Origin of the sequence: Methylobacterium sp. J-088, assembly GCF_022829295.1 — a bacterium.
In the GTDB taxonomy this organism is placed as follows: domain Bacteria; phylum Pseudomonadota; class Alphaproteobacteria; order Rhizobiales; family Beijerinckiaceae; genus Methylobacterium.
Window position 1 is genome coordinate 1 of sequence record NZ_JAKSYH010000174.1, and the last position, 13,342, is coordinate 13,342.

Genomic DNA, 13,342 nt, shown 5'->3' on the forward strand with positions numbered 1-13,342 from the left:
GCCGCGGATGGGCGGGATCGCGCGCGCACTTGGCCACGGCGCGCAGGCCCTCCGCGTCGAAGTCCGATCGCAGTGGCACCGGTGCAGCCATGCCATCCTCCTCGGGCTCCAAACCCGAAGACAGAATCACCCTTCAGCCGCCAAGGCTACCCCGTGAGTCCCACTCAACGAGAGCTGGTCTGAGCGCCCATTCCAGTCATTTCGCTCGTGATGGCCGCCCTGCGCGGCGTCCAAAAAACTCGGCGGGACGGCTTCCGCTAATCAAAGGCCGGCGTGGTCACGACTGACCTCCTGCCGCTCCGCCCCTCTCAGCGGGCGATGCCCGGGCTCGACCTGATCGATCGCAAGCAGGGTGCGGCGCTGAACGCGGGGAACCGCCGCTTCGGGCGCGGGGCGGTGGTGCCGGCGGCCGCCGGGTTCGCGCCGGCGCGTAGATGGCTGACCAGGTTCAAGATGCGCTCGCCGCGTCATACGACCCGGGCGGAGAAAATCCCGGTCGTCGCGGCCTGAGGAGGATACCGTCGCGTGGAGCGCAAAGAGTGTCAGCCGTCGAGGACCGTCCGAACCTTCTCGGCGAGCTGGTCGATGCCGTAGGGCTTGGGCAGCAGGTGGGTACCAGGGTCGATCACGCTGTTATGGACCACCGCGTTGCGGGTGTAGCCGGTCGTGTAGAGCACCCGCATGCTGGGCACCTGGGCGAGCGCTAGGTCGGCCAGCTGCCGCCCGGTCATCCCGGGCATAACGATGTCCGTGAACAGCAGGTCGAAGGTCCGTCCCGCCTCGAACATGCGCAGGGCGTCCGCGCCGCCCGGGGCGTGTGAGACGTCGTAGCCGAGCTCCCGCAGGGACTCTACCGAGCAGGCGCGCATGCGTTCGTCGTCCTCCACCACGAGGATGGTCTCGGTGCCGTGCGAGCCGCGTCCGGCCCGGCGCGGGGCTTCGGGCGGCGCCTCCTCCGGTCCGTGGAAGCGCGGGAGGTAGATCTTGAGCGTCGTGCCGTGGCCGGCCTCGGAGTAGATCTTCACGTGGCCGCCTGATTGCCGCACGAACCCGAACACCTGGCTGAGGCCGAGCCCGGTGCCCTTGCCCGGCGCCTTGGTGGTGAAGAACGGGTCGAACGCCTTGGCGACCACGTCGGCGGCCATGCCGGTGCCAGTGTCCGACACCGCCACGAGCACGTACTGCCCGGACGCGATGTCGTGCTCGCGCCCGTAATCGTCATCAACGTGGGCGTTGTTGGTCTCGATGGTAAGCCGGCCGCCGAGCGGCATCGCGTCCCGGGCGTTGACGCAAAGGTTCAGGATCACGTTCTCCAACTGGCTCGGATCGGCGTGGGCCTTCCACAGTCCGGCCGACAGCACGGTCTCGACCCGAATCTCCTCCCCGAGCGTGCGAACCAGCAGGTCGTGCATCCCGGCCACCATGCGGTTCGCATCGATGGCCTCAGGCGCCAGGGGCTGCTGCCGCGAGAAGGCGAGCAGCCGGTGGGTCAGGGCGGCGGCCCTGCCCGCTCCGTCCAGGGCGGCGTCGACATAGCGCCCGACATCGGTCTCGCCCTTGGCCAGCCGCCGCTCCAACAGGTTCAGGCTGCCGACGATGACCGCGAGCATATTGTTGAAATCGTGTGCGATTCCGCCAGTCAACTGTCCCACCGCCTCCATTTTCTGGGACTGCCGCAGCTGCCCCTCGGCGGCGCGACGCTCGGTCAGGTCGACGGCCTCGACCACCACGAGGGTGGTGGCGCCGTCGGGTCCCGGCACCGGGAGGAGCGCGAGCTCGAAGGTCCGCATCCCGTCCGGCAGCCGTGCCTCGATCTCCTCGCGGACGGTGGAACCGGCGGCCGCAGCCGCCACCGAGGCCCGTAGCCTGTCGGGCAATCCCGGCGTCGCCGCGAACCACGGCCCTTCCCAGAACGGCTTGCCGACGACCTCGTCGAGCCGCCGTTCCACCGCTCTCAGGGCCGTCTCGTTGACGTCGAGGACGGTGCCCTCGGGGCTCAGGAGTCCTTGCAGCTGGTAGATGGTCTGGAAAACGGTGCGCAGGCGGCTCTCGCTCTCGCGCAGTCTCGCGGTCCTGACGGCGAGGTCGGCGACCGAGCGGCGCAGTTCGAGTTGCGCCATGACCTGCCGGCCAAGCATCGCCAGCCCGGAGGCTTGGTCCGGCGTCAGGCCGTCGGGTCGCGGGACGGTGTCGAGCACGCACAGGGTGCCGATGGCCACGCCCTCCGCGGTCGCGAGGGGCGCGCCCGCGTAGAAGCGCAGGCCGCCCGGATCGGTCACGACCGGGGTGGCCCGGGTGCGGGGATCGCTGGCGAGGTCCGGGATGACCGTGAGGCCAGTCTCGGCGATGGCGTGGACACACACCGACCGGGCCAGGTCAGTCTCGCATGCCGCGAAGCCGATACGCGCCTTGAACCACTGGCGGTCCTCGTCGACGAGCGAGACCAACGCCATCGTCGTCCCGCACACCTGGGAGGCGAGCAGGGCGATGTCGTCGAAGGCAGGCTCCGGCGGCGTATCGAGGATCGCGTAGCCGGCAAGAGCCTCCGCGCGGATGCGGTCGTCTGTACCCGGTGGCATGGCGGGAGCGTGTCGATGACGGGTCGAACGGTCAAGCCGAGACCGGGGAAGACCGGCGCGCGACAGATTGAACCGGGACCCAAGCGCCAGGGACAAGTTCCGTATCGGTGCTTTGTGACTATATGGAGCCTGGAAGCGCGCTGGTGAAAGGAGCCCGAGGGTCCGCATCCGGCCCACACCGGGATGCGATCTCCTTGAGCCAGCCGAGCGAACAGGTCCAGCAGCGGGTCGACCTCACGGCATGCGACCGCGAGCCGATCCACGTCGTCGGCAGCGTCCAGCCGCACGGCTTCCTTCTCGTCCTCGACCCGCCGTCCCTGACCGTCGTGCAGGCCAGCGCCAACGCCCCGGCCGAGGCGGTCGTCGGCATAGCCCTCGACGCGGTGTTCCCGCACCTCGCGGCCATCGTCCGTCGCCATCTCGACGATGCCGGCCAGCAAACGGGCGCAGCTTACCTCCGCACCGTGACGCTCACGTCCGACGCCGCGCGCCTGACCTACGAGGTCGCGGCGCACCGCGTCGATGGTCTGGTGGTGCTGGAACTGGAGGAGGTCGACGCCGCGGCAACGGACCTTGGACTCGATGTGCTCACGCCGCGGCTGCGCACCTTCGTCGAGCGGCTGCACGCAGCTCGGGGCGTCGAGGAACTCTGCCAGCTCGTCGCCGAGGATATCCGCGCCGTCACCGGCCTCGACCGGGCGCTGGTCTACCGGTTCGACCGGGACTGGCACGGCACCGTGCTGGCCGAGGATGGCAACGGTGCGCTGCCGAGCTACCTCGACCTGCGCTTCCCGGCCTCGGACATCCCGGCCCAGGCGCGCGAGCTCTACCGCCGCAACCGCATGCGCATCATCCCGGACGCGGGCTACGCGCCCGTGCCGATTCGGCCAGCGGCGACGCCCTCGGGTAAGCCGCTCGACCTCAGCCAGTCCGTCCTGCGCTCCGTCTCGCCGGTCCACGTCGAGTACATGCGCAACATGGGCACGATGGCCTCCATGTCGGTGTCCATCCTGATCGATGGCGCCCTGTGGGGCTTGATCTCCTGCCACAACGCCGAGCCCAAGCGCGTGCCGCTGCACGCCCGCAACGCCTGCGACGTGCTCACCCAGATTTTTGCCCTGCAACTCTCGGCGCGCGAGCGCGGCGCCCAGGCCGAGCAGCGGTTGGCCCTCGGGCAGGTGCAGGCGCGACTCCTCGGGTTCATGGCGGAGGAGGACAGCTTCGTCGACGGCCTCCTCAACCATCCTGACGACGTCATCGCCCTGGTGAACGCCGCCGGCGCGGCCGTCGTGACCGCGGACCGCTGCCGGCTCATGGGCACGACGCCGGACGAGCGAGATGTACGGGCCATGTACGATTGGCTGTCGGCGCGCGGCGACACCGACGAGGTCTACGGGTCCGAGGCCCTGTCGGAGGCCATCCCCGGGGCGGAAGCCTACGCGGACCGGGCCAGCGGGCTCCTCGCGATTTCTATCTCGAAGAAGTACGCGAGCTACATCCTGTGGTTCAGGCCCGAGGTGGTCCGGACGGTCAAGTGGGGCGGCAATCCGGTCAAGCCGGCGGTGCCGGACCCGCAAGGCGGGCCGGACCGCCTGCACCCGCGCAAGTCCTTCGAGATCTGGAAGGAGACGGTGCAGGGCCGGTCGCTGCCATGGTCCGTCCCGGAGGTCGAGGCGGCCAAGGACCTGCGCGCCTCGGTGCTCGGCATCGTGCTGCGCCGGGCCGAGGAGCTCGCCGCGATGAGCGAGGAGCTCCAGCGCTCGAACAAGGAGCTGGAGGCCTTTTCGTACTCGGTGAGCCACGACTTGCGGGCGCCGTTCCGGCACATCGTCGGTTACTCGAACCTGCTCAAAACCCGCGAGGGTCAGAACCTCTCCGAGAAGGGCCGGCACTACGTCGACACCATCATCGAGGCCGCCCTCTCGGCCGGGACGCTGGTCGACAACCTGCTGACCTTCTCGCAGATGGGCCGGCATGCCCTGAATAAGAACTCGGGCGAGATGAACCCCCTGGTGGACGAGGTGCGCCGCAAGGTCGAGCGCGACGTCGCCCCAGGGCGGGCCGTCCGCTGGGAAGTCGGCGCGCTCGGGCGTGTCTACGCCGACCCGTTCATGCTGCGGCTCGTCATCGAGAACCTGCTCTCGAACGCTGTGAAGTACACCCGCGACCGGCCCGAGGCGGTCATCGAGATCGGGCGCCTGCCGCCGCAGGATGGCGAGGCGGTATTCTTCGTGCGCGACAACGGCGTCGGCTTCGACATGGCCTACGTCGACAAGCTGTTCGGAGTATTCCAGCGCCTGCACCGGGTCGAGGAGTTCGAGGGCACCGGCATCGGGCTCGCCAACGTGCGCCGCATTGTCGAGCGCCACGGCGGCAGGGCCTGGGCCGACGGCAGGCTCGGCGAGGGAGCGACCTTCACCTTCACCCTACCGCTCCGAGAGGAGGCACGCTGACATGGCCGGCCTGAAGCCGATCCTCCTCGTCGAGGACAACCCCAACGACATCGAGCTGACCCTAGCGGCGCTGGAATCGAGCCAGCTCGCGAATCAGATCGTCATCTGCCGCGACGGGGCGGAGGCGCTCGACTTCATCTACCGCCGCGGGCCACACGAGAACCGGCAGGTCCAGGACCCGGCGGTGGTGCTGCTCGACCTCAAGCTGCCCAAGGTCGACGGTCTTGAGGTGCTCGCGAAGGTGAAGGGCGATCCTGTAACCCGCGGCATCCCGGTGGTGATGCTGACCTCCTCCCGCGAGGAAACCGACGTCGTCCGTTCCTACGACCTCGGGGTGAACGCCTTCGTGGTGAAGCCGGTCGCCTTCGACGAGTTCTTCGCCGCCATCAAGGAGCTCGGCGTCTTCTGGGCGCTGCTCAACGAGGCGCCACCGCACAAGGGAGGCTGGCCATCGAACGGGTGATCGGACCCTCCGCCGGTCCGCTGCGAATCCTGCACTTGGAGGACAGCGACCTCGACGCGGAGCTCATCGAGGCCGAGCTGGACAACCTCGGCCACCCGTTCGTGATCGAGCGGGTGATGACGCGCGACGCGTTCGCCGCGACGGCGCTGCCCGGCCGGCACGACCTCATCCTGGCGGACTACGTCCTGCCGACCTTCGACGGCGTCAGCGCCCTCGGCATCGCCCGCGAGCAGTGCCCGGACATCCCGTTCATCTTCTGCTCGGGGACGCTCGGCGAGGAAGTAGCGGTCGAGGCGCTGAAGAACGGCGCCACCGACTACGTCACCAAGCAGCGCCTCGATCGCATGGCCCGCACCGTCGTGCGCGCCTTGACTGAAGCGCGCGGTCGCACCGACAGACGCGCGGCCGAGACCGCCCTTCAAGCCCTCAACGAGACGCTGGAGGCGCGCATCGCCGAGCGGACCCGCGAGCTCGCCGAGGCCAACGCCGAACTGAAGCGCGAGATCGGCGAGCGCGAGCGGGTCGAGGACGCCCTGCGGCTGAACCAGCGGCTTGAGGCGGTCGGGCAATTGACCTCCGGAGTCGCGCACGACTTCAACAACCTGCTCACCGTCATCTCCGGCAACATTGAGTTCCTGGAGCGTGCGGTCGCGGACGACCGCTCGAAGCGCCGGCTCGCGATGATGAAGGGGGCGGCCGACCGCGGCGCCCGCCTCACGGCACAACTTCTCGCCTTCTCGCGCCGCCAGCGGCTGGAGCCGACGCCCGTCGGCCTGAACGACACCGTCGCCTCGATGCGCGACCTTCTGCAGAGCTCCATCGGCGGGGCGGTGCAGATCGAGACCACGTTGCAGGCCGACCTGTGGCCAGCGCTGGTCGACGCGACGCAGATCGAGCTCGTCATCCTGAACCTGGCCATCAACGCCCGCGACGCGATGGCGGTGGGCGGGCGCCTCACAATCGAGACCGCCAACGTCATCGTCACCGGCGCCCCAAGCCGGCCGGAGCAGCCCCAGCCGGGCGAGTACGTCATGGTGGCCGTAAGCGACACAGGGACCGGCATGCGGCCAGAGGTGCTCGCCCGAGTGTTCGAGCCGTTCTTCACGACCAAGGAGGTCGGTAAGGGCTCCGGCCTCGGGCTGGCGCAGGTCTTCGGGTTCGTGAAGCAGTCGGGCGGCGGCATCCGCATCGACACGACGCTCGGCGAGGGCACCTCGATCAAAGTCTACCTGCCCCGGATCGAGGGGGAGCCGGCCGCTACGGCAAAGGCCGCGCCGATCGATTGCACGCGGACGCATCCGCCGGGTGGCCGCCCGACGCTCCTTGTCGTGGACGACGACGCCGAGGTCCGGGAGGTCACCGTGACCAGGCTCTCGGAGGCCGGGCACGAGGTGCGCGAGGCGGCCTCGGGCCTGCAGGCGCTGGCCTCCCTGGAGGCGGACCCGTGCGTCGACCTCGTCGTGCTCGACTTCGCCATGCCGGGCATGAACGGCGCCGAGGCGGCCCTTGAGATTCGCAAGCGCTGGCCAGCGATGCCGGTGCTGTTCGTCACGGGATTCGCCGACACCACGGCCCTGACGCAGGCCGGCGCCCATGGGGCGGATGCGGTCGTCCTCAAGCCGTACCGGGACGGCGAGCTCGAACGCAAGGTCGCCTTCGCCCTCACGGAGCGCCCGGCCCTGGGCCTGCGGCTGGTATCGGACCGCGGCGGCATGCCGTAACCCGACCGAGTGCCCTTGATCCGTCCCGTGCCGAGGTTCGGGACGTTTGACGCGTCGCCCGCACCCTGAATTGTTGTGCCATGTCGCTCACGCCGCCTCGTAGCCCGCTTCCGATTCACCCCTGGGGCCGTGCTTCCGGGCCCTGGCCGCCCAAGTGCACGGCGTGAACACCCGCGGGTGTTCATGACGCCGGCTCAACTTTCCGTCGCCGGCGAGGACCGGCTGAACGAGATGGCCGAACTTCGCTTCGCCCTCGACGCGGGGAGCATCGGCGTCTGGCGCCTCGACCTTGCGAGCGGCGAGATGACCACCTCCGCGGCGTGCCGCAGGACCTTCGGCCGCTATCCCGACGAACCGTTCCCCTACGAGGCGCTTCGCGCCGCCGTCCATCCGGATGACCGGGATCGGATGGGCGCCGCCGTCGCGCGCACCATCCAAACAGGATGCGATTACGACATCGAGTACCGGGCGCTGACCCCTTCCGGCGACGTCCGCTGGGTGCATATCCGCGCCCAGTTGACCCGCGCCCCCGATGGCGCGCCGATGCGCATGATCGACGTCGGGACATTCGCGCCCCAAACCCTGTCCGAGCTCGGCTACCGGACCGTCTGGGCCACGAACGCGGAGCAGGCGTTGGCCGAGCTGGAGCGAGATGCCGAACGCTTCGACGTCGTGTTCTCGGACGTGGTGATGCCGGGCATGAACGGCATCGACCTCGCTCACGAGATTCGACGCCGCCATCACGACCTGCCCGTCCTGCTGGCCTCGGGTTACAGCCACGTCCTTGCCCGGAACGGCACGTACGGCTTCGAGCTTCTTCACAAGGCCTACTCGGTCGAGGACCTGTCGCGCCTGCTGCGCAAGGTCGCCAACCTGGCAAAGCCAGAAACGGCTGATGGGACGACGGCTGTCGCCGTGAGCTCGGTTGGCGGCTCCATCGTCCGCGACCTTCTCAGGTCGAGGACGCCGGAACAATGCCGACCTCAGGCCGCCGCCTCGTCGCCGCCCGCCTCCTGCATCGAGGCCAGGGGCGCTTCCAGGCGGCAGGCGAGCCCGGTTTGGGCGTAGGTCAGCCTTACGTCGCCGCCGACCTCGGCCGCGAAGCTGCGCTCGATCAGGCGCGAGCCGAACCCGCGACGCGTCGGTTGCGCCAGGATCGGAGGGCCGCCCTGCTCGGACCAGGTCAGGCAGAAGCGGGGCGCCCCGCCCTCGTGCACGACGTGCCAACGCAGGTCGACCGTGCCGGCCTCGTTCGACAGCGCCCCGTACTTGGCCGCGTTGGTGGCGAGCTCGTGCAGGGCCAGCGCCAGGGCAAGGGCCGGCTTGGCGGCAAGGGGCACGTTCGGGCCGCTGGCGCGGATGCGGGACGCCGCCCCGCCGCGGTGAACCGAGAGCGCGCCCTCCACGACCTCGGCGATGGGCGCCTCCGTCCAACTCGCCTGGGTCAGGATGTCGTGCGCCCGCCCGAGCGAGATCAGGCGGGCGGAGAAAGCCTCGCGCGCGGCTTCTGTGTCGGTGACGTTGCGGAAGGTCTGGGCGGCGATGGCCTGGACCAACGCCAGCGTATTCTTCACCCGGTGCTGCAGCTCGCCCGTCAGTAGCCGCTGGTACTCCTCGGCCCGCTTGCCCTCGCTGATGTCGAACATGGCGCCGATCATCCGCAAGGCCCGGCCGGCCGCGTCACGCAGCACGTAGCCGCGGTCGAGAATGTCGGCGTAGGTGCCGTCCGCGCGCCGGAAGCGGTACTCGTCGCTCCATGCCGTCCCGTCACCGTCGATGATCGCGTGGATCGAGCGGTCGACGCGTTCGCGGTCGTCGGTGTGGATGTGACCGATCCACCAGTCCCCGGTCGGCTCGACCGCGTCGGGCGCATGCCCGTGGGCGGTGTGGAGCGCCTCGTTCCAGCTCACGTGGTTCGTGGCGAGGTCCCAATCCCAGATAGCGTCGTTGGTGGCCCGGGCGGCCAGCCTGTAGCGCTCCTCGGCCTGGCGGAGGGCCTGCTCGGCCCGGCGGCTCGCTGTCACGTCGCGCGTCGTGCCGATGAACCGGACGGTCCGCCCCCCCTCGACGAAGGCCTGCCCCTTGGCCGCCACCCAGCGCTCGACCCTATCCGACAAGCCGATCACCCGGAAGGCGATGTCGTAGGTCCCGGGTCCGGCCGGGTCGATAGCCACCTTCACCGCCGCGTCGACCCAGTCGCGGTCGTCGGGATGGAGGCCGACGAGGAAGGTGTCGTAGCTCACTGCCGCCTCGGGCGGCAGTCCGAACAGGGCAAGGGTTCGGGCGTCCCAGACAAGGCTGTCGGCGACGAGGTCGTAGTCGAAGATGCCGGTCCCGGTCGACTCGACCGCAAGGCGCAGTTGTTCGCGCGCCCGGTGGAGGTCGTCCTCGGCCTGACGGCGGTCGTGGATGTCACTGTCGCTGCCGAGCCAGCCGACGACCTTGCCGGTGCCGTCGCGCATCGGCTCCGCCCTAATCAGGAACCAGCGATACTCGCCGTCGTGGCGGCGCAGCCGCGCCTCGGTGTCATAGACGACCTCGTTCGTCCGTGCGTGCTCCCAGGCCTGCAGCAGCCCGGGCAGGTCGTCCGGGTGGATCACGGCGCCCCAGCCGAGCGGCAGCGCTTCCTCCGGGGTCTGGCCCGTATAGGCGTACCAGCGGTCGTTCAGGTAGCTGAGGCTGCCATCCGGGTTCCCGAACCAGATGATGGCCGGGGCGAGCTCGGTGAGGGTCTTGAAGCGCTCCTCGGCGACCTTGCGCTCGTGGATGTCGATGGAGGTGCCGATCCAACTCGCCGGCCCGCCGGCCGCGTGCGGCACTGGGTGCGCCCGCGACAGGAACCAGCGGTACTGCCCGTCGGCCCGGCGCAGGAGGAACTCGACCTCGTAGGGGCGCCCCGACCCAGCGGCGGCGAGCCACGCCGCGCGGGTCGCCTCCCGGTGGTCGGGATGGATCACCCCCATCCAACTCGCCTCGCCAGTCTCGCCCTGGAGCAAGCCCGTGTAGTCATACCAGTACGCGTTGCAGTAGGTGACCTCGCCTGCGGCATTCCCGAACCAGACCACCTGCGGGCTGACCTCGACGAGGGACCGGTAGCGCATCTCGCTGGCATGGAGGGCGGCGCCGGCCTCGCGCTGGTCGGTCCGGTCGCGCAGGATCTTGAGGAAGCCGACAGTCTCGCCACCGTCGGTCCGGAGCGGCATCATCTCGCCCGACGCCCAGAACCGGGTTCCATCCTTGCGTAGGTGCCAGCGCTCGTCGGCGGCGCTGCCGTCCTCCAGGGCGAGGCGCATCTCGGTCCCGGGCCTGTCGACGTCGCGGTCCTCCGGCGTGAAGAACGCGTCGACCGGGCGCCCGAGCATCTCGGCCTCGGTCCAGCCCAGGATGCGCTCCGCGCCGGCATTCCATCGTGTGATCCGCCCCTCGGGGTCGGTGGCGACGAAGGCGTAGTCGGTGGCGCTGTCGAGGATGCGCTCGTGCAGCATGCGCTGCTCGGCCTGCTCCCGGAGCGAGCGGCGAAGCTCCATCTGCGCCATGGCTTGGCGGGCGAGGCGCATCAGGCCCTTGCGCTGCCGCTCGGCAAGCGCGTGCGGCTTGGTGTCGAGAACGCAGACCGTGCCGACCGGGTGCCCCTCCGCCGTCCTCAGCAGGGCGCCGGCGTAGAAGCGCAGGCCGGGCTCGCCGTGGACCAGGGGATTGCCCGCGAAGCGCGGGTCGCGGGCCGCGTCGGGCACGTATAGGAAATCGTCGTGCAGGAGCGCCTGCCGACAGAACGAGCTCTCCAGCGGCGTCTCACGGACGCCGAGCCCAACCTCGGCCTTGAAGAACTGGCGCCCGTCGCCGACCAGATTGACCACGGCGATGGGCGTCTCGCACAGTTCCGCCGCGGCTTCCGCGATCTCGTCGAAGTCCTGCTCCCGCGGGGTGTCGAGTAGGCGATAGCGGTCCAGCGCCCGGAGGCGCGCCGCTTCCGTCCCGTCTTGGCGACTAGGGTCCATCACACGGGCACGCTGCGGGAATCGGCATAGGTTCGCACGGGTCGAGGTCCTTCCGGAGCGCCGTGCCGTCGAGCCTGTCCTCCGGTCGAGCATGGGGCATCCCGTCGGAATGTCCAAGCGTTTCGACGGCATCGCGCGAACGGCGACGCACGGCGGCTCGCAAGTGTCGGTGGCGACCGCACGGAGACTACCGGCGCCCCAGCGGGAGGCGAACGGCTATCCGCAAGCCGTCGGCGTCGTAGGCGATGTCGACCTCGGCCGCGACCTGCGCCGTCAGGATCTTGTTGAGGAGCCGCGTCCCGAAACCCTCTCGCGTCGGCAGCGTCGGGGGTGGACCGTCGTGCTCGTTCCAGATCCACGCGAGCCACGGCCCCTCTGGGGTATCCTCCACCTTCCAGGTGACCACGACCCTTCCTCCGGGATGGGCCAGCGCGCCGTGGCGCAGCGCGTTGGTCGTCAGCTCGTGCAGGGCCATGCTCACGGGCACGGCGATCTCGGAGGGCAACTTGAGCCGCGCTCCTTCGAGGGTGATCCGGCCACCCTCGTCGTAGGGGTCCAGTTCGGCACGGAGCAGACCCTCGAACGAGGCGACCTGCGCCTCGTCCTCGGTGATCAGCGCGTGTGTCCGGGCCAGCGACACGATGCGGCCGCCGAACGCGCGCGAGAATTCCGCCATGGTAACCGATGAGCGCATCGTCGCGTTCAGGACGGCCTGGACGGTCGCCAGGGTGTTCTTCACTCGGTGGTGGAGTTCGCGCACCATCAGCGCCTGGCGGTCCTCGAAGGCACGGCGCCCGGTGACGTCGCGCTGCGCCGAGACCCAGTGCGTGATGCGGCTGTCCCCGTCGCGAACCGGCGTGACCAGCCACTCGACCGTGTAGGTCGAGCCGTCCTTGCGGTAGTTCAGCGCCTCGCCCTGGAACGCCTCGCCCACCGCCAGCGCCGCGCGCATCGGGGCCAGAGCGGCGCGGTCCGTGGCCTCTCCCTGCAGGAACCGAGGGCTGCGGCCGACGACTTCCGACGCATCGTATCCCGACAGCCTCGTGAAAGCCGGGTTGGCGTAGACGATGACCGGCCCGGGTTCGTCGAGTTCGGCGGTGGTGATAAGGATGGCCTCGCCGGTGGCATCGACCGCCGCGCGGAGCAGCCTGAGGTCGATGCCGACCGACCCGTCATCTTTCGCGAGCGACACTCGATACGGCTCCTGGACGCGTGCTCGTCCCGGGATGCCCGCGCCGCGCGACCGGGCCTTCGGGTATCCGTCGGGGATACAATCGGTCGAACGCCCCGCGGTTCGCGTGCCCGGCCCTCCACGGTGACGCGCCCGATCCGTCACGCCTGATTATACGTCTTAGCGTGACGGCGATGTCCGCTTCCAAACCTTGCCGCTCCTCAGCGGACAGACGCCAAACGACCCGATAAGACCGTGGGTTCTTACCCTCATCATCCCCGGTAGTGGGCCTCGCGGGGAACCGCCAAGGGTGGTTTTACGACGGTCCGCTCCTGGGCGAGGGTTGGCAGAAGCAGGCGCTGTATCAGGTCGGATATAACAGCCTGTCGGATCTTGTGCGTTCGGTTCAGAGATGGTTGTCGGCGGCACGGCGTCTTTGCCTTGGGCAGGCGCGGCGATCCGATCGAGAAATGGCGTCGCAGCCTTGTTGGCGGCTCGCTCGATAGCGCGGTGTTGGGCAATGAGATCTGCGCCAAAGGACGACAGGCGCGCACCTCCGCCGGCCTTGCCGATGATCTGCGCCTCTACCACAGGTCGCCTGAAGCCACCGTTCATCGACTCTATCAACAGCTCCTCCCGACGATACGACATCCCGAGTGCCCATCCCGCCGCGGAAATTGAGCCATGCTCGGCGATCATCTTCAGAAGCTGCAGCTTGCCCGGACCTATGCGATAACTGGGTCCGAGATCGATCCGGATACTCAGAATTGCCACCCAGCCCTCGCCTCTGCTCCACTAGTTCATCGATCCAGACGGAGGCGTCAGCCGAGTCTGGAAAAATTGATGCAAAACCAAAGAACTAGTGCTCACTCGCATGAACGAAGTGAATGCGTCAGAGCACTAGTGTGGGCTGCCGCACGGTACAGGATGCATCCGCATGGGTCGACGATCCGCCGG

At 69.2% G+C, this 13,342-nt stretch carries 7 protein-coding genes and 3 pseudogenes; 6 read left to right on the forward strand and 4 right to left on the reverse strand.

The features are described 5' to 3' along the window. A pseudogene (locus MKK63_RS32005) lies at positions 1-130 on the reverse strand (IS630 family transposase); the annotation flags it as partial. 143 nt (positions 131-273) lie between these two features. Here MKK63_RS32005 and MKK63_RS19520 point away from each other — a divergent pair. Further along, complete coding sequence (locus tag MKK63_RS19520; RefSeq protein ID WP_244004707.1) at positions 274-510, forward strand: DUF4113 domain-containing protein; 237 nt, start codon at positions 274-276, stop codon at positions 508-510. Positions 511-542: 32 nt separating this feature from the next. On the opposite strand, the gene MKK63_RS19525 is transcribed toward MKK63_RS19520, so the two are convergent. Beyond that, on the reverse strand, positions 543-2,747 hold the full coding sequence (locus MKK63_RS19525) for an ATP-binding protein (RefSeq protein WP_313901782.1): 2,205 nt from the start codon (positions 2,745-2,747) through the stop codon (positions 543-545). A gap of 26 nt (positions 2,748-2,773) precedes the next feature. Here MKK63_RS19525 and MKK63_RS19530 point away from each other — a divergent pair, with 26 nt between their 5' ends. From MKK63_RS19530 to MKK63_RS19550, 5 genes and pseudogenes are all read left to right on the forward strand, one after another. Continuing rightward, complete coding sequence (locus tag MKK63_RS19530; protein ID WP_244004709.1) at positions 2,774-5,032, forward strand: ATP-binding protein; 2,259 nt, start codon at positions 2,774-2,776, stop codon at positions 5,030-5,032. A 1-nt stretch (position 5,033) separates the two neighbouring features. Then, positions 5,034-5,495: a response regulator gene (locus tag MKK63_RS19535; protein ID WP_244004711.1), complete on the forward strand. Its 462-nt coding sequence runs from the start codon at positions 5,034-5,036 to the stop codon at positions 5,493-5,495. Then, the gene (locus MKK63_RS19540) at positions 5,492-7,216 is read left to right on the forward strand and encodes a response regulator (protein WP_244004714.1); all 1,725 of its coding nucleotides are present in this window, start codon (positions 5,492-5,494) and stop codon (positions 7,214-7,216) included. The genes MKK63_RS19535 and MKK63_RS19540 overlap by 4 nt, the downstream gene beginning before the upstream one ends. A gap of 303 nt (positions 7,217-7,519) precedes the next feature. Further along, positions 7,520-7,711: pseudogene (locus MKK63_RS19545) on the forward strand (PAS domain-containing protein); the annotation flags it as partial. Positions 7,712-7,771: 60 nt separating this feature from the next. Next, positions 7,772-8,080 (forward strand): annotated as a pseudogene (locus MKK63_RS19550) (response regulator); the annotation flags it as partial. A 119-nt stretch (positions 8,081-8,199) separates the two neighbouring features. Here MKK63_RS19550 and MKK63_RS19555 read toward each other — a convergent pair. Together MKK63_RS19555 and MKK63_RS19560 are read right to left on the reverse strand one after the other, a co-directional pair. Next, positions 8,200-11,214, reverse strand: coding sequence for a PAS domain S-box protein (locus MKK63_RS19555; RefSeq protein ID WP_244004716.1), 3,015 nt, complete (start codon positions 11,212-11,214; stop codon positions 8,200-8,202). A 187-nt stretch (positions 11,215-11,401) separates the two neighbouring features. Further along, on the reverse strand, positions 11,402-12,406 hold the full coding sequence (locus MKK63_RS19560; RefSeq protein WP_244004718.1) for an HWE histidine kinase domain-containing protein: 1,005 nt from the start codon (positions 12,404-12,406) through the stop codon (positions 11,402-11,404). Positions 12,407-13,342 lie beyond the last annotated feature (936 nt).